Here is an 18968-nt window from a genome sequence, read left to right on the forward strand (position 1 = left end):
CATGGAAAAGGAAAATATAAATCAACGAAATTTTCAGCAGAAATTAAAGTCCTACAAGCAGGATCCGGTCTCTCTTTTTTTGTTCCTGCTGGTATATGGTGCAGCTGTGCTTACTTTTGTAGCTATTGTCTTTATTGTGGGCTACATCTTAATCAAGGGGATTCCCAATCTCAGCCCTAAACTGTTTGAAGTTAACTATACCAGTGAGAATGTCTCCCTGCTGCCGGCCCTTGTCAACACGGTCTTTATCACGGTCTTGTCCTTAATTTTGGCAGTTCCTATCGGTATCGGGGCCTCTATTTATTTGACAGAATATGCCAAACGGGAAAATCCTTTTGTTTCTGTCATCCGTATTGCAACAGAGACACTTTCTGGGATTCCGTCCATCATTTACGGTCTCTTCGGAGCGCTGTTCTTTGTGAAATATGCGCATTTTGGTCTGTCGCTCCTGTCTGGAGCAGTGACCCTAAGCATCATGATTTTACCTTTGATCATGCGTACGACAGAAGAAGCCCTCTTATCTGTGCCTGACAGTTACCGTGAAGGCAGTTTTGCTCTGGGTGCCGGAAAGCTCCGCACTATTTTTCACATCGTGCTGCCCAGTGCGATGCCAGGTATTTTTTCGGGTGTTATTCTGGCTATCGGGAGAATTGTCGGTGAATCAGCTGCCCTTATCTTTACGGCGGGAACAGTAGCAGAAGTCGCCAAGAGCCTCTTTCGGTCTTCCAGAACCTTGGCAGTGCACATGTATGCCATTTCGGGAGAAGGGCTGTATATTAACCAAACCTACGCGACAGCAGTTGTCTTGCTGGTGCTGGTGATTATCATTAACCTCCTTTCGGAGACAATTGCGAGAAAATTAGGAAGTGAGACAGGCAATGAGTAAATTAGCCATCAATCATTTGGATTTATATTACGGGGATTTTCATGCCTTAAAAGATGTCAATCTGGCTATTGAAGAGCATGAGATAACGGCCTTTATCGGACCGTCAGGCTGCGGGAAGTCAACCCTTTTAAAGAGCCTCAACCGCATGAATGATCTTGTCAAAAATTGTAGAATCACTGGCGATGTGCTGCTTGATAAGCAAGATGTTTACCGCGATATTGACATTAATGTTTTACGCAAAAAAGTCGGTATGGTTTTTCAAAAGCCCAATCCTTTTCCAATGAGTATCTATGACAATATTGCTTTTGGTCCGAGGACACACGGCATTCATGCTAAAGCGCAGCTGGATGAAATTGTTGAGCGCTCTTTAAAGAATGCGGCCATTTGGGATGAGGTGAAGGATCGTTTGAACAAGTCAGCACTTGGCATGTCCGGCGGTCAGCAGCAGCGTCTCTGTATCGCCAGAGCTCTGGCGATTGAACCCGATGTGCTGTTAATGGATGAGCCAACCAGTGCCCTAGACCCGATTTCTACTGCTAAAATCGAAGATCTGGTAACAGAACTGAAGAAAAAATACACCATTGTCATGGTCACTCACAACATGCAGCAGGCGGTCCGTATTTCTGATAAAACAGCCTTTTTCCTCCTGGGAGAAGTGATTGAATACAATAAGACCAGCCAGCTCTTTTCACTGCCGCAGGATAAACGGACGGAAGAATACATTACAGGGAGGTTTGGTTGATGCGTTCAAAATTCGAAAATCAGCTTAATGAACTGAATAAAGATTTAATTTTAATGGGGGCCCTTTGCGAAGAGGCCATTTCCAAATCTCTTGATATTTTAGAAGACGATGAATTTTATCTGGTTAACAATGTCAGTGAAATTGCCAGTCAGACTGATCAGCTGGAAAGAGATATTGAGTCACAGTGCTTGAAGCTCCTGCTTCGCCAGCAGCCGGTAGCTAAGGATTTACGGCGGATATCAGCTGCTCTTAAAATGATTTATGACATGAAGCGCATTGGCTCTCAGTCGGCTGAGATTGCTAGTATTATCGCCTTAAAGCATATTAAATCCGGGCAGAAAGAGGTTCAGCTTCTCCAAGAAATGGCACGTTTTGTCGTTCAGATGGTAACAGACAGTATTGATGCTTTTGTTCGTGATGATGAAGCTCTGGCCCAAGAAGTTATTATTAAAGACAGCCATGTTGACCAACAATTTGATACAATAAAAGCAGGACTGATTACATATTTTACCGAGGCAGATGCCGACGGAGAATATGCCATTGATGTCCTGATGGTTTCAAAATATATCGAGCGAATCGGAGACCATGCAGTTAATATTGCCAAGTGGGTACTTTTTTCAATCACAGGGCAGTTAGATGGAGAAGCAACATGATATTTTGCATTGAAGATGACGATGATATCCGTGAGCTGATGCTATATACCCTGCGCACTGCAGGTTTTGAAGCTCAGGGCTTTCCTGACAGTCAGTCTTTTTGGCAGGCTCTCAATAAAGAGCAGCCCCAACTCATTCTTTTAGATATTATGCTGCCTGAGGAAGATGGGCTCAGCATTCTAAAAAAGCTGCGCTCAGATAAGGCCGGCTCCCATATTCCTGTTATCATGGCGACAGCTAAGGGAACTGAATATGACAAGGTCAAAGGGTTGGATCTGGGAGCAGATGATTACTTGGTCAAGCCTTTTGGCATGATGGAGATGGTATCTCGTATTAAGGCAGTGCTGCGCCGCAGCGGCAGCGGGCAAAAAGATGAAGAGCTTGTCTTTGGTCAGCTGAGGCTCAATCCGAGCAATTACACAGTGACACGAAACGGTGCACGGATTGATCTGACACTCAAGGAATTTGAATTGCTGTCTACACTCATGCGCCATCCCAGCCGTGTTTTTACCCGTCAGGAACTGTTGGAAAAAGTGTGGAGCGATAATTTCCTGATTGAAACGCGGACGGTGGATGTTCATATTGGCACTCTGCGGACAAAGCTGGGGCCTTGCGGAGAATACATCCATACCGTGCGCGGAGTCGGTTATCGAATGGAGGAGCCGCATGACTAAAAAACTATTTCGGTCGATTTTATTAGCCAATATTGGTGTCTTTCTGTCGTCTTTGATTTTAATAATGGGGGTGCTCTATCGCTATTTTACAGAAGTTGAGACGGAACAGCTGCAGACGCAGACTGCATTGGCAGCTCAAGGAATTTCTCTGGACGGACAAGATTATTTTGACAGTCTGAAAACGTCCAATGTTCGTATCACCTGGGTAGATAACACGGGGAAGGTTCTCCATGATACCAAGTCGAATCCGGCTAAAATGAGCAACCATGGCAACCGCGAAGAAATTAAAGAAGCGCTGAAAGACGGTTATGGCGAAAGTACGCGCTATTCGTCAACGCTGACCCAGCGTTCGCTCTATGTTGCTCAAAGATTGGATAATGGAACGATTGTCCGCTTGTCAATCACTCAGCGCAGCATTCTTCTCTTACTGCTGGGCATGCTGCAGCCGCTGATTTTGATTGTAGTCCTGGCGGTACTGCTCTCAATTCTTGTGGCCAGATACACCGCCAAAAAACTGGTCTTACCTCTCAATCGCTTGAATTTGGAGGAGCCGCTGGCCAATGATGTTTACGAAGAGCTGTCACCGCTTCTAAGACGCATTGATCGGCACCAAAAAGAACTGCAAAAGCAAGATGACCTGCTGACAAGAAGAAAACAAGAATTTGACACCATTATCTCTAAAATCAGAGAAGGCATGATTCTGCTAGACGAAAAACGCTCTATTATCAGTATTAACGCAGCAGCCATGCAGCTTTTTCAGACAGATAAGAGCTGTCTGGGCAAGGATATTTTAGAAATAACCCGCGATATTGCACTCAACCAGCTTTTGGAAGAAGGTTTGACAGGCAAGAAAAAAGAAGGCCTGATTGCTTTTGGCAAGGATAGCTACCGTATGCTGATACGGCCGATTACCGCAGACAGCAAGGTGACCGGTGTCATGATTTTGCTGTTTGATGTTACGGAACAGCTGCAGGCAGAAAATATGCGACGGGAATTTACAGCAAACGTCTCCCACGAGCTAAAAACACCTTTGCACCTGATTGCCGGTTATTCTGAAATGATGACTAATGATTTGGTCTCCAGTCAGGATGTACAGCAGTTTTCGGAAAAAATCTACATTGAGTCACAGCGCATGATTCAGCTGGTTGAAGACATTATTAATCTATCGCATTTAGATGAGTCTTCCCAAGTAAAGATGGAAACCGTTGATCTGTATCAGGTGGCAAAAAATGTACTGGACACCCTCTCATCCAGAGCGACCCAAAAGAAAGTATCTTTGAACTTATCGGGGCAGACGGCTTTAGTAACAGGCAATCCGGCCCTGCTTCATTCGGTTATTTACAATCTTTGCGACAATGCCATTAAGTACAATCGGGAGCATGGCGAAGTCTTTGTCAGTGTGAAGCCGCAGCAGGATACAGTTATCTTGGAGGCCAAAGATACAGGCATTGGAATTGATGACACTGAACAAGAGCGTATTTTTGAGCGCTTTTACAGAGTGGATAAGAGCCGTTCGAAAAAAGTCGGCGGCACCGGCCTGGGACTTTCCATCGTCAAGCATGCCCTGCAAATCCACGATGCTGCCATCACCGTCCAAAGCGTCCAAGGCCAAGGAACAACCATGACAGTTACCTTTAAAGGGGAGTCAGGAGAACTCTAAAACGAATCTAACATTTTCTTACTGTCAATCTGATACTGCTTTGATAGATGCAAAACGAGGCTGGGTTTTTAGCTCAGCCTCGTTTTTGAGTTTTTATCAATGCAGTGAGTGATTGATATTAACAGTGCCCCTTTTGAGTTGATTTAGAGTTGATAAAGGCAATAGCGGGGAGTAAGAAAGACTGATTGACCCTGCCGGTTTGAGCTTAGATAGCCTTCCAGACGACAAATATCAGCACAGCGGCTTCAGTCCTAACTAATTGTGCAGAAGGAAAGCTGACTTCAACAGCTCCTTGGCAGCTTTATTTCAATCATCCTAGCTTCTCATGAATTAAATTGAGAAGGATTTCCACAAAAATAATAGCTACAGACTGGATATCGACAATGGACTGCTGGCTGAAGACGCTTCCGGGAAGAACGATGGTGTGCCCGAAATATTTAGCGGATGTGGCTTTTTCATTGAGAGTAATCAAGTAGGAATTCTTGGGCATATTGTTCTGCAGAGCCGACAGGGCTTTTTTATAATTGGAAATGCTGCCTACCACAGAAAACATAACCAGTGTGTCCTCTTCGCTGATGATGTTGGTTAGATGGGAGCCGCTGTTTAAATCGCCTGCAAAATGGCTGGCAATACCGATGTTTTGCAGGCCCATATGCAGGTATCTAGCCGGCAGAGAGGATAAATAAATACCAAAAATATGCAGTTTTTCAGGTGTCAAAATTGCCTGAGTCAGACGATTAATATCATCTCGGTTGAGATTGCGTATCTGATTGATAAGACTGGTGTAATTATCGGTCATCTGATCCAAAATATCGGCAGAGTCCCGCTTGTAGTAATGATGAAGGTAATCAATAGCCGCATAGCGGAAATCTTTAAAGCCTTTGTAGCCCAAGGTCTGACAGAATCTCAGGACAGCAGAGGTCGAAGTGTGTGACAGTTCAGCAATTTTAGTAATTGTAAAGGTCTCTAACGTTTCAATGTTTTTGATGACGTACTGATAGACTTTCCATTCGGTCTTGGAATAATCTGTTTTATGCAGTTCAATGTTTTCTAAAAAATTCATAGCTTTCCACCTAATATAATATTGTAATTGAAAACGGCAAAATTGTCAAAATATAATAAAAAAATTACCAAAAAGATATTGACACCGCTTTCAAAAGGTCGTATAATTTGTAAAAAATAACAATTTTTTTTGATAATTTTATCAAAAGGAGGGAGCTATGGATTATAAGAAACTAGCCCAAGATATCGTTTTAGACGTCGGCGGCGCAGCCAATGTTGAGATACTGTCACACTGCATGACACGTCTGAGATTTAACCTCAAAGATGCTACGAAAGCAGACAAAAAAGCTCTAGAAGCGCTGGATGGCGTTATCGGAGTGGTCTACGCCGGTGGTCAGTATATGGTCATTTTAGGAGAAAATCTTCTTCCTGTCTATGATGCTATTCTTCATGACTTTGACATTAAGACTGGCGGAGTGATTGATGAAAATTTAGATGGTGATTTAAAACAAAAGGAGCCCTTGACTTGGGGAAATGTTCTGAACAAAATAATCGGCTTTATTTCCAGCACAGTAACGCCGATGATTCCGGGTCTGATCGCTGGCGGTATGCTGAAAGTAGCACTCTTACTGGTGGTTACCTTCATCAGTGCGGATTATGCGAATACCTCCAGCTATCAGCTGCTTTCGGCTATTGCAGATGCGCCCTTTTATTTTATGCCTATTTTTGTAGCTTACGGGGCAGCAACTAAACTTGGCGGAACTCAGATTTACGCTATGGCTGCAGCAGCATCCTTGCTGCATGGGAATTTTACAGCTTTGGTAACAGCCGCAAAGCCCGTTAGTTTGTTTGGTTTGCCAGTCAATCTGCTCTCTTATGGAACAACCTTGCTGCCTGCTGTACTGATTGCAATCGTAGCCTATTATGCAGAAAAGCTGCTGAATAAAATTATTCCGACTATTTTTAAGGCTGTTTTTGTCGGGATGGGAACCATTTTTATTGCCGGCAGTTTAGGTTTTCTCATTTTAGGGCCTTTGGGAAATTATATTGGCCGAGGAATTGCCGCCCTCTTTATGTGGTTGGATGGAACGGTCGGTGCTTTGGCAGTCGGCTTATTGGCAGCGGCGCTTCCATGGATGGTTATGGCTGGAATGCATACTGCCATCACACCTTTTATGCCTCAGCTGATTTCTGATCCGGGTTATGATTCTATGCTGCGGCCAGCCTTCTTGATGCACAATATGGCTGAAGGCGGAGCTGTTTTGGGCGTGACAGCGCGGACCAAAGATAAAGTGAAACGCAGTGAGTACCTGTCTATTGCCATCGGCTGTATTGTTGCCGGTGTTACAGAACCGGCTATTTACGGGGTTAATCTGAAATACAAAAAACCAATGTACGCCGTTATGGCCGGCGGTTTTGCTGGCAGTCTTGTTGCCAGTCTCCTCGGTGTTCGGGCCTATGTCATGGGCTATTCGAATATTTTGTCTCTGCCGATTTTTAAGGAAACAGCCATGGCTGCAGCGGTCGGCATCTTAGTATCCATTGCTGTCGCGGCAGTTGTTGCCTTTGTTTTAGGTGTTGACAGCAAAGACTTTGAAGAACCGACAGAGCCTGTTAAGGTTGAAGTGGCAGATGATGCTATTGTAGCTGTTGCTGATGGTCAGCTGCTGGCGCTTGAAGCCGTTGCTGATGAAGTCTTTTCATCAAAAATGATGGGAGACGGTGTGGCTGTCAGTCCGGAAAGTGACTTTATCGTTGCCCCTGCAAACGGAAAATTGACAACCGTTTTTCCAACCGGCCATGCTTTTGGGCTGACACGACCAGACGGCGTGGAAATTCTTGTCCATATTGGGATCAATACGGTTGAGTTAAAGGGTCAAGGATTTGATGTTCTTGCTAAACAAGGGGATTTAGTCAGGGCCGGACAGCCCATTGTGAAAATTGACCGTGAGGCCTTAGTGCAAAAAGGCTATGACATAACCACAATAATGGTTGTTACGGACAGCAAGGGCAAACACATTTCCCTCAGACATGAAGGAAAAATAAAATCAGGAACAGTACTTTAGGAGAAGATTTATGACTTATCAATTACCAGAAGGGTTCTTATGGGGCGGTGCTACGGCGGACTTTCAGTTTGAAGGCGGTTTTGGTGAGGGCGGCCGCGGGCTCTTGTCTCACGATTATGAAACAGATGGCTCAGCAGAGCGTCCCCGCCATCATACTATGGAAATGCCTGACGGCTCTATCATTAGGCCCAGAAGTTCTTTCTTCTATGCCGATCCGGTGCCTCCCAAAGCCAGACCGGTTTTCTTGGATGATGAATACTATCCCAGTCACAAGGCTGTCGATTTTTACCATCATTACAAGGAAGACATTGCCTTAATGGCTGGCATGGGCTTCAATGTCTTTCGGTTTTCTATTTGCTGGAGCCGCATTTTTCCTACCGGAGAAGAAGAATTTCCCAATGAGGAAGGCCTGCAGTTTTATGACCGCGTTATTGATGAAATGGCCAAGTACCAGATGGAACCTCTGATTACGATTTGCCACGATGAGATGCCTGTGAATTTAGCTTTAAAATATGACGGCTGGTCTTCCCGATACTTAATCGATGCTTATATCAAATACTGCCGAGTGCTGTTTGAGCGTTACGGGAATCGCTGCCGTTATTGGCTGACCTTTAATGAAATCAATGCCGTTCGAGGCTTTGGCCCCTGCGGCACCAGAAATTCAACCGGCCAGGATCGCTACCAGGCAGCGCACCATATGTTTGTAGCCAGTGCCAAGGCTGTTAAGCTAGGGCATGAAATGATGCCAGACAGCCAATTCGGTGCCATGTACGCCATGAGTGAGCTCTACGCTGCTACCTGCAAGCCAGAGGATGTCTTTCAGCGTCTGCAGGAACGGCGTGAAAATTGGTATTTCATTGATACCATGGGGCGCGGTTATTATCCTTCCTATGCTAAGGATATTTGGCGAAGACATGGTGTCAAAGCTATTCAGATGGCTAAAGGAGACGAGGAGCTTTTACGGGAAGGACAGCTGGATTTTATTTCCTTTAGCTACTATCGTTCCAACACGACTCAGGCAGGTGATGACTGGTTCAATGTCGGAGGCTCAGCGAATCCCTATTTGGAGGAAACGCCATGGGGCTGGGCGGTTGATCCTTTGGGGCTTCGCCATGTCATGAATGAGATTTATGACCGCATTCAAAAGCCGCTCTTTATCGTTGAAAATGGGCTGGGAGCTGTTGATCAGGCGGACGAAAATGGCTATGTAGAAGATGATTATCGGATTGACTATCTGCGAGACCATCTGCGTGCCATGGCAGATGCCATCAATATTGACGGTGTGGCTTGTCTAGGCTATACGATGTGGGGCCCGATTGACCTTGTTTCTCTTTCAACAGGTGAGATGAAAAAACGTTATGGCTTTATCTATGTTGATATGGACGACAAAGGCCTGGGCAGTCTCAAGCGCAGTCCTAAAAAGTCTTATCAGTGGATGAAAAAAGTCATTGCAAGTAATGGCGGTGATCTAGACTTTTAAAAAAGGCTCTCTCTTTTATCAAGCTGCAGCTCAGCAGCTATAAAGAGGGAGTTTTATACTCTTCAAAAATCCAAACTATACACGTCGTTGCCTTCACTTTGCCGTGTTCTAGTGCAGTCTTCAGCTCGTCGCCCAGTCTATTTTTGATTTTTATTGAATATTAGGTGCAAAAAAATAATTATTGTGCTAAACCTTAAGAAAAAATATCTTTTAAATCTGGGAGTCTTAAGAAAAGTGATATAATAAGAATATGATTAACCCTCAATTAAAAGAAAAAAGAAACATTATCATTGAAAAAAAGATTGCCCTAGGGAAAGCCTCCGGGAAAATTATTTTAATGGGAGAGCATGCGGTTGTTTACGGGGAACCGGCAATTGCCCTGCCTTTTTCGGCTGTGGAAACGATAGCGGAAGTCAAAGCAGAAGGCGAGGCGCTGACGGTCACCTGTGATTTCTATGACGGCCTGGTACATAAGATGCCTGAAATCCTCGAAAGCCTTAAGCATGCCATTCGTTTTTCCCTCTACCGCATCGGAGCACCGCAGGATCCGCCCATCCATATAGAGATTCGCTCTACTATTCCTGCGGAGCGCGGCATGGGTTCAAGTGCTGCAGTGGCAGTTGCCATTGCCAGAAGTCTTTTTAATTTTTATGGAAAGGATCTGAGTGACAAGGAACTTTGGGAGATTGTTCAGTCCTCAGAAAAAATTGCGCACGGCAATCCCTCTGGAATTGACACGGTCACGACCAGCGGCACAGTCCCTGTTTTTTTTGTCAAGGATCAGCCGATTGAACAGCTGACGATTGACATGGATGCTTATTTGGTCGTTGCTGATACGGGCCAGACGGGTCAGACTTTGAAGGCCATCCAGTCGGTTAAGGAACTTTTAAAACAAGAAAAAAATCGGTTTAATGCTCAACTGTCAATCAAAGAATTAGGGGAACTGTCCAGATTAGCCAAGGAGGCTCTTTTGAACAATCAGGCGCAAGAACTGGGAGAAATTATGAATGAGGCCCATCAGCTGTTAGCTTCTCTGACAGTTTCCAATGCTGCTTTGGACCGATTGAGTCAGGTGGCACGGCAGGCTGGCGCCTTAGGAGCGAAATTAACCGGCGGCGGCCGCGGCGGCTGTCTGATTGCCTTAGCAGACAGTAAAAAAAGTGCTGAAACGATTGCCGTCAGTCTTTTGGAAAATGGAGCCAGACAAACCTGGTGCCAATATTTAGGCAGTGTGTCGCGCAGACAACAGGGGGATAAAGCTTAAGACAGTCTTTCTGCTGAGACTTTTAAAGAAAACCTTAAAACAAACACAATAGGCACAGCTGTCAGCAGCTTAGCCTGATAGCGTTTAGTAAAAACAAGATAGTAAAAGTGGTTAGGAAATCACTTTGCTGTCTTGTTTTTTTATTTTCAAATAGGAACAGGCTGGTCAGCTGCTATCGGCAACTAAAAAAGCACCTTTAATATAAAAATTAACTTGACTTAATTTTTATATTAAGTTATATTATCTATAAAAGGAGGAGAAGATGCTAAAAATAGAAAATTTAAGTGTCGCTTATCAAAATCGGCTTGTTTTAGATCATGTTTCCTTAGAAATCACCCCTTCTGCAATTACTGGCATTATCGGACCTAATGGTGCTGGAAAGTCAACCCTTTTTAAAGGGATTTTGGGGATGGTGGATCATCAAGGAGACAGCTTTATTGATGGGAAAAGGCTGAACCAGATGCTTGAAAAAGTGTCTTATGTCGAACAAAAGGCTGACATTGATCCGAATTTTCCAATCCGAGTAAAAGACTGCGTAGCTCTGGGGCTGTTTGATCGCCTTGCTTTCTTTTCACGGTTAAAAAAGCAGGATTGGAGGAAAGTTGAGGAAGCACTGACTCAGGTTAATTTGGCGGATTATGCTGAGCGGCCCATCAATCAGCTTTCCGGCGGCCAGTTTCAGCGCATGCTCATAGCTCGCTGCTTGGTTCAAGAGGCGGATTATATTTTTTTGGATGAGCCTTTTGCCGGCATTGATACCGTCAGCGAAGAGACGATCATGAAGATTCTGCAGGAGCTTAAGGCCAAAGGAAAAACGATTTTAGTCATTCACCATGATCTGAGCAAGGTCGAGGCTTATTTTGACCAAGTGCTGCTTTTAAATCAAAAAGTCCTTGCATTTGGCCCTGCAAAGGATGTCTTTACGCCCGCGAATTTAAGCAGAACCTACGGATCTTCATTTTTAGTGGGAGGAGGTGTCTAGGTGATTATAGACTTTTTAACAGGTTTAAAGCAGTTTCATTTTTTGCAAAATGCTTTAATCACGGCTGTTGTTATCGGTATTGTCGCAGGAGCCATCGGCTGTTTTATTATTCTTCGCGGAATGTCTCTTATGGGAGATGCTATATCTCATGCTGTTCTGCCGGGAGTCGCCCTATCTTATATTTTAGGAATCAACTTTTTTATAGGAGCTATTGTTTTTGGTCTTCTGGCTTCGCTTATGATTACCTTTATTAAGGAAAACAGCATTATAAAGGGAGATACAGCTATCGGCATAACTTTCAGTTCCTTTTTGGCTTTAGGAGTTATTTTGATTAGCCTGGCTAACAGTTCGACCGACCTGTTTCATATTTTGTTTGGAAATATCTTGGCGGTACAAGACACAGACAAATGGATTACCTTAGGAATCTCGCTGGCAGTTTTGGTAGTCATCGCCCTGTTTTTCAGACCGCTTTTGCTGACATCTTTTGACCCTACCTTGGCAAAATCGATGGGGGTGTCTGTCAATCGTTATCATTACCTGCTGATGATTTTACTGACTTTAGTATCCGTGACAGCTATGCAAAGCGTGGGGACCATCTTGATTGTTGCCTTGCTGATTACACCTGCAGCAACAGCCTATCTCTATGCCAACAGTTTGAAATCTATGATTTTTTTGTCATCGTTCCTAGGAGCTGTGTCATCTGTTTTAGGGCTGTTTATCGGTTATAGTTTTAATATTGCTGCCGGTTCCAGTATTGTTTTGACCTCAGCGCTGATTTTCCTGCTTTCCTTTGTCTTTGCGCCTAAGCAAAGGTTCCTAAAAAGAAATAGTGAAAAGCGCTCTGTTTGACGATAATATAAAGGAGGATTGATATGAAAAAATTTGGTTTAGTACTGCTTGCCTGTTTATCCCTAGTGATTTTACCCGCCTGTTCCGGACAAAAGACGGCTGCTAAAAAGCTGAATGTGGTAGTTACAAATTCAATTATTGCGGACATTACTAAAAATATCGCTGGCGATAAAATTAATCTGCACAGCATCGTTCCTGTCGGCCGTGACCCGCACGAATATGAACCTTTGGCAGAAGATGTCAAAAAAACCTCTCAGGCTGATGTGATTTTTTACAACGGCATTAATCTTGAAAATGGCGGTCAGGCTTGGTTTACAAAACTTGTCAAAAATGCCGGCAAAAAGTCCGGCAAAGATTACTTTGCAGTCAGTGACGGTGTTAAAATCATTTACCTTAAAGGCGGCAAAAGAAAAGGCAGGGAAGACCCTCATGCCTGGCTTAATCTCCAAAATGGCATTATTTATGCTAAGAATATTATGAAACATCTTTCGGAAAAAGATCCTAAAAACAAGCGCTATTATCAGAAAAATTTTCAGGCATACAGCGCCAAGCTTGAAAAGCTGCACCAAACAGCTAAAGAAAAAATCAGCCGTATTCCAGCTGAAAAGAAAATGATTGTCACCAGCGAAGGCTGCTTTAAGTATTTTTCGCAGGCCTACGATATTCCATCGGCCTACATTTGGGAAATCAATACGGAAGAAGAAGGCACACCAGATCAAATCCGACAGTTGGTTGAAACTCTGCGTAAAAAACAAGTTCCGGCACTTTTTGTGGAAAGCAGCGTTGATGAACGTCCAATGAAGACTGTCTCTAAGGATACGGGCATTCCTATCACGGCTAAGATTTTTACAGATTCAATCGCTAAAAAAGGACAGGTCGGGGACAGCTACTATGCCATGATGAAATGGAATTTAGATAAAATTACTGCAGGCTTATCGCAATAGGCTGTATCCATGCAGTTGATCTTTTTATCTGGATAGACCTGTTCACTTAAGGTGACCCTGTAAAACGGCTGATAATAAAAACTTTTATCCCCTTTTTGTTAACATTTTGATATAATGAGTTTGACAAAGAAGAGGATAAACTATGACACCTAACAAAGAAGACTATCTTAAAATTATCTATGAACTCGGTGAGCACGGCGAAAAAATCAGCAACAAGCAGATTGCAGCCAAAATGTCAGTCTCTGCTCCGGCCGTTTCAGAAATGGTCAAAAAGCTTCTGCAGGAAGGCCTGATTCTTAAGGATAAGCAGGCAGGCTATCTTTTAACCAAAGAAGGGATGGCTTTAACATCAGCCCTCTACCGCAAGCATCGCTTAATTGAAGTTTTCTTGATGAATCATCTGGGCTATACAGCAGACGAAATTCATGAAGAAGCCGAGGTGCTGGAGCATACGGTGTCCGATATTTTTATTGAACGTTTGGACAAACTGCTCAATTATCCAAAAGTCTGTCCGCATGGCGGTACTATTCCTCAGCACGGGGAGCCTCTGGTTGAAAAATACCATACGACCTTGAAGGGAACAGACAAGAAGGGGTCTTACATCTTAAAACGTGTTCAGGATAATTTTCAGCTGCTCAAATATATGGAGCAGCGTTCTTTAAAGATTGGTGATGAACTAAGGCTTTTGGAGTATGATGATTTTGCCGGAGCCTATACAGTTGAAAAGGATGGCAGGCAGCTGCTGATTACGTCAGCTGTCGCTGCCCAGATCTATGTGGAAAAGAAGGCATAAGCTAGCTGTTAGGGTATTTGACATAAGTAAAAAAGCAGGATAAATCGATAATCTTAAAAGAATCGGTTTGTCCTGCTCTTTGATTTTAAAGATACTGTATCGTGATTTCACCCTGTCCGCATTGTAGGGCGAGCGTTAAAACTGTCTTTAGTTCTTAGCAGGCATCCTAAGCTTCAAGAGGCATAAAATTGCCGACGATCAGCCCGATAATTCGCGGATTGTCCTCATAAGGTGCGAACTTATCGGCGTATTTTTTATTGAGAGAGACTAAGCGCAGCCCCTTTTCCTCACGGTAGACTTTCTTGATATAGGTTTGACCGTTCCAATCGACTGCATAAATGGCACCGTCATAATCAAATCCGGTCTGCTTAATAAGAGCCACCTCACCGTTTAGAAAAGTCGGCTCCATAGAATCTCCGAAAATCCAAGCAGCAAAATCGTGGTCCAGTTCTTCATCATAGAAGACGGTATCAAAATTGCCGTCTCCAAAGTAAGAGTAGCCGGTACCTGCGGACAGCTTTTCGTAAACTTTGTAGCTATAGAGTGTGTTTTCCATTGGTTGCACCGCCTTGTTTTGCTGATTCAGTAAATTTTGTGAGTAGTTGAGTGTTTTTTCCTTATTGTCCCTGTTTAGCTGACTGTAAATCCGGACAATATCATACTGGGCAGAGAAATAAGCAGGCTCCACTTTTAGCAGCCGAGCCAGCTTAGCTAAATTTTTTTGATTGGGCTGGGTTTTATCCGCTTCCCAATTAAAATAAGACGGGCGGGAAATTCCCAGCTGATCGGCCATCTGCGCCTGTGAAAGCCCAAGCTCTTCTCTTCTTTTTTTCAGTCTCTTGCCTGCAAACATAAGCTTCTCCTTGTTAGTTTATAAACTAATTATAGTTTATCATCTTTGGCGGTGAAAAGCAAGGAAAAGCTACTGTGGCTATTTCTTACAGCTAACGTTTAGAAATGTAATAGCTGCTGCACATTTTTTCAGTTAGACAAGGGTAAAATAGAGGAAAAACCGAACATTAATGATCTTTTGAATATAGAATTTTCATCTTTTTTATGCTAAAATAAATAAAATATCATACATTTGGAGGCTTTTATGAAAGCGATTATTACAGTAGTTGGAAAAGACAGGACTGGAATTGTAGCAGGTGTAGCAACGAAAATTGCGGAGCTGGGGCTTAATATCGATGATATTACACAGACTGTTTTAGAGGGGTATTTTACTATGATGGCCGTCGTTTCTGCTGATGAGAAAAAAGATTTTGCTCAGCTTAGAAAAGAATTTGAGACTTTTGGCGATACTTTGAATGTCAAAATCAATATCCAAAGTTCGGCTATTTTTGATGCCATGCATAACTTATAAGACGGGGGCTTGAGCAAATGGATATTAAACAGGTTACTGAAACAATCGCTATGATTGAAGAGCAGAACTTTGACGTCCGTACCATTACTATGGGGATTTCACTGCTTGACTGTATCGATTCGGACATCAATAAGGCTGCGGATAAAATCTACAGTAAGGTTGTAGAAAAAGCCGGCAAGCTGGTCGAAGTTGGCGATGATATCTCGGCAGAACTGGGCATTCCCATCGTTAATAAACGTATCTCCGTAACCCCGATTTCTATCATTGGTGCTGCCACAGATGCCAGTGACTATGTGCCTTTGGCTAAGGCGCTTGACCGTGCAGCCAAAGACATTGGCGTGAACTTTATCGGCGGCTTTTCGGCCTTAGTGCAAAAGGGTTATCAAAAAGGCGATGAAATTCTCATCAACTCCATTCCGCAGGCTCTGGCGGAGACTGACTTTGTCTGCTCGTCTGTCAATATCGGCTCAACCAAGTCGGGGATCAATATGACAGCTGTCCGTGATATGGGCCGGATTATCAAGGAAACGTCTGCCGCTTCTGAAATGGGACCTGCTAAATTGGTCGTCTTTGCTAACGCTGTTGAGGACAATCCTTTTATGGCAGGTGCCTTTCACGGCGTAGGTGAAGCTGATACTGTTATCAATGTCGGAGTATCAGGCCCCGGAGTTGTTAAGCGTGCTCTGGAGAAAGTCCGCGGCCAAAGTTTTGATGTTGTTGCTGAAACGGTTAAAAAGACAGCCTTTAAAATTACCCGTATCGGTCAGTTAGTGGGGACACTGGCCAGTGAACGTCTCGGTGTCAAATTCGGCATTGTTGATCTGTCGCTGGCTCCGACTCCGGCAGTTGGAGATTCAGTTGCCCGCGTTCTTGAAGAAATGGGGCTGGAGACGGTCGGAACTCATGGGACAACGGCAGCGCTGGCTCTTCTTAATGACCAAGTCAAAAAGGGCGGTGTCATGGCCTGCAATCAGGTTGGCGGTCTGTCAGGAGCCTTTATTCCGGTTTCTGAAGACGAAGGCATGATTGCCGCTGTGCAAAACGGTTCGCTCAACCTTGAAAAATTAGAAGCTATGACAGCTATCTGTTCGGTCGGCCTTGATATGATCGCCATTCCGGCTGATACACCGGATACAACGATTGCAGCTATGATTGCCGATGAGGCGGCTATAGGTGTTATTAATCAAAAAACAACAGCTGTCCGGATTATTCCTAAAGGAAAAGAAGGCGATATGATCGAATTTGGCGGGCTGCTGGGGGCTGCCCCGGTCATGTCAGTTAATAAAAAGTCATCTGCAGATTTTATTGGCCGCGGCGGTCAGATTCCTGCGCCAATACACAGTTTTAAGAATTAGGAGAGCACTTGCAAGTTTTTTGCAAGTGTTTTCATTTCATGATATAATATAGGCTAGATTAGGAGGGTAAAAATGGCAAAAACAAAACTCTATATAGCTAGACATGGGAAAACAATGTTTAATACAATTGGACGTGCCCAAGGTTGGAGTGATACCCCTCTGACAAAATTCGGTGAAGAAGGAATACGAGAGCTGGGTATTGGTCTGAGAGAGGCTAAGATACCTTTTAAAGCAGCTTTCTCCAGTGACAGCGGCAGAACCATGCAGACCATGGAAATTATCCTTCGCGAGACGGGCAATGAAAGTCTGCCTTACACACGTGATAAGCGCATCCGAGAATGGTGTTTTGGCAGTCTTGACGGCGGTTATGACGGGGATCTGTTTCAGGGAGTTCTGCCACGGACAGCAGCTTTTCATACGGGTAAGACTCTTACAGAAGTTACTTACCCTGAGCTGGCAGCCAGTCTTGTTGAAGTAGATACAGCTAATTGGGCTGAACCCTGGGAAGTGATTGAGAATCGTATTTACGGCGGCTTTGAAGCCATTGCCCAGTCCATTGAAAAATCAGGCGGTGGCAATGCTATCGTTGTCAGTCACGGCCTGACCATAGGAACATTTGTATGGCTGGTTGATCATGCACAAGAGAAAACTGCTATTGATAATGGCAGTGTGACGGTTGTTTCTTATGAAAATCAGAAGTTTTCTATTGAAACGATTGCAGACATGGCTTACCGCCACCAAGGAAGACAAATTTTGAAAGAAGCTAATGAGAAAGAAAACTAATTTACTGACTGTTTTAGTGCAAATCGGGGTTGTTCTGCTCTTTATTTTTGGAATCTACCTTTTCCTGAATAAGGGCCAGCAGGGCACTCATCAGGAAGCTGCCAAAAGCAAAACAGCACACACAGCTCAAAAAAAGACCTCCTCTTCTCAGACGGCGAATCTGCCGGATGCATCGCCAGATGACTGGGAACTGGTTTTAGTCAACCGAGACCATAAAAAAGCTGAGATGAATCCTGATCTAACCGAGATTAACGGTATTTCAGTAGATTCTCGTATTGCAGAGAACACCCGCGGTTTTTTGGCAGCGGCTCAAAAAATTGATGCCAGTGAGCACTTGATATCAGGCTACCGCAGTGTTGCCTATCAAGAAGAACTTTATAATAACTACGTAACTCAGGAAAAGGCAAACAATTCCGGTCTCAGTCAGGAAGAAGCCGAAAAGCAGGTGCAGACCTATTCGCAGCCTCCGGGAGCCAGCGAGCATCAAACGGGCTTGGCTGTTGATATGAGTACTGTTGACAGTCTCAATCAAAGCGATCCGGATGTTGTTGCCAAGGTTGCTGAGCTTGCGCCTAAGTATGGTTTTGTGCTGCGCTTTCCTAAGGATAAAAAGAGTGCGACAGGCATTGACTATGAGGACTGGCATTATCGCTACGTTGGCGTAAAATCTGCCAAATACATGACCAAGCATAATCTGACCTTAGAAGAATATTTAAAAAAGTTAAAGGAGAAATAGGCGGTGAGAGCACGACTCAAATTTAAGTTTTTTGTGGTAATCATTTCGCTTCTTTTTCTGGCTGTCTTCCTTCCGATTTTAGGCAGCGGAGGATTGGCGAGTGCTCAAAAGGAGACTGCCAGTGCCTACAGCCATAAAGAATTTATCAGAGAAATTGCTCCGACAGCGCAAAAATTGTCTAAAACATACGGGGTGAGAAGCTCAGTAATCATCGGACAGGCAGCCTTGGACAGCAATTTTGGCCGGACTTTGCTGGCGAGTAAATACCACAATCTCTTCAGTATTAAAGCCAGACCCGGTCAGGGAGGAGTTCGTTTGAAAAGCCGTGAGTATAAAAACGGCCGTTGGCATCAGGTTACCAACCGCTATCTTGTTTATAAATCTTGGGAAGATTCCTTGTATGACTATCTGGCACTCCTGCGTCAGGACAAGGTATGGGATAAGGCGCTCTATACAACAATGACAACTTCCAGCGGCTACAAAACAGTTGCCAGAGCTCTGCAGGCTGCAGGTTTTAACAGCGATCCCAACTATGCTGATAAATTAATTACTACAATAGAAGAAAACAACTTGACAAATTATGATCGATAAGACTGGGATTAGTCCAAGTATGTGCACGATGCTCATGCGGGACATCCTGGTTTTTTGGTGTGCTGAATAATATACCTGCTGAGCTTTGAAGACCTGTAAGCTAAGGCTTCTTAAGGCTATTTCAAAAACAAACTAGGTCTTAAGA

19 protein-coding genes are annotated in these 18968 nt (G+C 44.0%); 17 read left to right on the top strand and 2 right to left on the bottom strand.

Going from position 1 to position 18968, the window contains the following annotated elements; translation table 11 throughout:
- Window position 1 precedes the first annotated feature (1 nt).
- The 5 genes from pstA to BMI76_RS08975 are packed head-to-tail and all read left to right on the top strand — an operon-like array spanning window position 2 to window position 4615.
- On the top strand, window positions 2-886 hold the full coding sequence (gene pstA / locus BMI76_RS08955) for a phosphate ABC transporter permease PstA (RefSeq protein WP_075347234.1): 885 nt from the start codon (window positions 2-4) through the stop codon (window positions 884-886).
- Entirely contained in the window at window positions 879-1628 is a 750-nt protein-coding gene (gene pstB / locus BMI76_RS08960) for a phosphate ABC transporter ATP-binding protein PstB (RefSeq protein WP_075347235.1), read from the top strand. The genes pstA and pstB overlap by 8 nt, the downstream gene beginning before the upstream one ends.
- Complete coding sequence (phoU, locus tag BMI76_RS08965; RefSeq protein ID WP_075347236.1) at window positions 1625-2281, top strand: phosphate signaling complex protein PhoU; 657 nt, start codon at window positions 1625-1627, stop codon at window positions 2279-2281. The genes pstB and phoU overlap by 4 nt, the downstream gene beginning before the upstream one ends.
- Window positions 2278-2955 carry a response regulator transcription factor gene (locus tag BMI76_RS08970; RefSeq protein WP_075347237.1) on the top strand — a complete coding sequence of 226 codons (678 nt, stop codon included), beginning with the start codon at window positions 2278-2280 and terminating at the stop codon, window positions 2953-2955. The genes phoU and BMI76_RS08970 overlap by 4 nt, the downstream gene beginning before the upstream one ends.
- Window positions 2948-4615 (top strand): ATP-binding protein, encoded by a 1668-nt coding sequence (locus tag BMI76_RS08975; RefSeq protein WP_075347238.1) that lies wholly within the window; start codon window positions 2948-2950, stop codon window positions 4613-4615. The genes BMI76_RS08970 and BMI76_RS08975 overlap by 8 nt, the downstream gene beginning before the upstream one ends.
- A 310-nt stretch (window positions 4616-4925) precedes the next feature.
- On the opposite strand, the gene BMI76_RS08980 is transcribed toward BMI76_RS08975, so the two are convergent.
- Complete coding sequence (locus tag BMI76_RS08980) at window positions 4926-5678, bottom strand: MurR/RpiR family transcriptional regulator (RefSeq protein WP_075347239.1); 753 nt, start codon at window positions 5676-5678, stop codon at window positions 4926-4928.
- Window positions 5679-5835: 157 nt separating this feature from the next.
- Between BMI76_RS08980 and BMI76_RS08985 the strand changes: the two genes are divergently transcribed.
- From BMI76_RS08985 to BMI76_RS09015, 7 genes are all read left to right on the top strand, one after another.
- Window positions 5836-7683 carry a glucose PTS transporter subunit IIA gene (locus tag BMI76_RS08985; RefSeq protein ID WP_075347240.1) on the top strand — a complete coding sequence of 616 codons (1848 nt, stop codon included), beginning with the start codon at window positions 5836-5838 and terminating at the stop codon, window positions 7681-7683.
- A 10-nt stretch (window positions 7684-7693) separates the two neighbouring features.
- On the top strand, window positions 7694-9163 hold the full coding sequence (locus tag BMI76_RS08990) for a glycoside hydrolase family 1 protein (protein WP_075347241.1): 1470 nt from the start codon (window positions 7694-7696) through the stop codon (window positions 9161-9163).
- Between the two features lie 250 nt (window positions 9164-9413).
- Complete coding sequence (mvk, locus tag BMI76_RS08995; RefSeq protein ID WP_075347242.1) at window positions 9414-10427, top strand: mevalonate kinase; 1014 nt, start codon at window positions 9414-9416, stop codon at window positions 10425-10427.
- A 262-nt stretch (window positions 10428-10689) separates the two neighbouring features.
- Window positions 10690-11409: a metal ABC transporter ATP-binding protein gene (locus BMI76_RS09000; RefSeq protein ID WP_075347243.1), complete on the top strand. Its 720-nt coding sequence runs from the start codon at window positions 10690-10692 to the stop codon at window positions 11407-11409.
- A complete protein-coding gene (locus tag BMI76_RS09005; protein WP_075347244.1) occupies window positions 11410-12258 on the top strand; it encodes a metal ABC transporter permease in 849 nt (282 codons plus the stop codon).
- A gap of 23 nt (window positions 12259-12281) precedes the next feature.
- Complete coding sequence (locus BMI76_RS09010; protein WP_075347245.1) at window positions 12282-13202, top strand: metal ABC transporter substrate-binding protein; 921 nt, start codon at window positions 12282-12284, stop codon at window positions 13200-13202.
- A gap of 142 nt (window positions 13203-13344) precedes the next feature.
- The gene (locus tag BMI76_RS09015; protein ID WP_075347246.1) at window positions 13345-13995 is read left to right on the top strand and encodes a metal-dependent transcriptional regulator; all 651 of its coding nucleotides are present in this window, start codon (window positions 13345-13347) and stop codon (window positions 13993-13995) included.
- Window positions 13996-14161: 166 nt separating this feature from the next.
- Here the strand turns inward: BMI76_RS09015 and BMI76_RS09020 are convergent, their stop codons facing one another.
- Window positions 14162-14848, bottom strand: a complete 687-nt coding sequence (locus tag BMI76_RS09020) for a LexA family transcriptional regulator (RefSeq protein ID WP_075347247.1) — start codon at window positions 14846-14848, stop codon at window positions 14162-14164.
- A 243-nt stretch (window positions 14849-15091) separates the two neighbouring features.
- Between BMI76_RS09020 and BMI76_RS09025 the strand changes: the two genes are divergently transcribed.
- The 5 genes from BMI76_RS09025 to BMI76_RS09045 all read left to right on the top strand — a co-directional run bounded on the left by BMI76_RS09025 (window position 15092) and on the right by BMI76_RS09045 (window position 18823).
- The gene (locus BMI76_RS09025; protein WP_075347248.1) at window positions 15092-15358 is read left to right on the top strand and encodes an ACT domain-containing protein; all 267 of its coding nucleotides are present in this window, start codon (window positions 15092-15094) and stop codon (window positions 15356-15358) included.
- A gap of 17 nt (window positions 15359-15375) precedes the next feature.
- A complete protein-coding gene (locus BMI76_RS09030) occupies window positions 15376-16713 on the top strand; it encodes a PFL family protein (RefSeq protein ID WP_075347249.1) in 1338 nt (445 codons plus the stop codon).
- Between the two features lie 72 nt (window positions 16714-16785).
- The gene (locus BMI76_RS09035) at window positions 16786-17496 is read left to right on the top strand and encodes a histidine phosphatase family protein (protein WP_075347250.1); all 711 of its coding nucleotides are present in this window, start codon (window positions 16786-16788) and stop codon (window positions 17494-17496) included.
- On the top strand, window positions 17480-18232 hold the full coding sequence (locus tag BMI76_RS09040; RefSeq protein ID WP_075347251.1) for a M15 family metallopeptidase: 753 nt from the start codon (window positions 17480-17482) through the stop codon (window positions 18230-18232). Before BMI76_RS09035 ends, BMI76_RS09040 begins: the two co-directional genes overlap by 17 nt.
- A 3-nt stretch (window positions 18233-18235) precedes the next feature.
- Window positions 18236-18823, top strand: coding sequence for a glycoside hydrolase family 73 protein (locus BMI76_RS09045; RefSeq protein ID WP_075347252.1), 588 nt, complete (start codon window positions 18236-18238; stop codon window positions 18821-18823).
- Window positions 18824-18968: the final 145 nt, after the last annotated feature.

The sequence above is a fragment of the Streptococcus sp. 'caviae' genome, assembly GCF_001937065.1.
In the GTDB taxonomy this organism is placed as follows: domain Bacteria; phylum Bacillota; class Bacilli; order Lactobacillales; family Streptococcaceae; genus Streptococcus.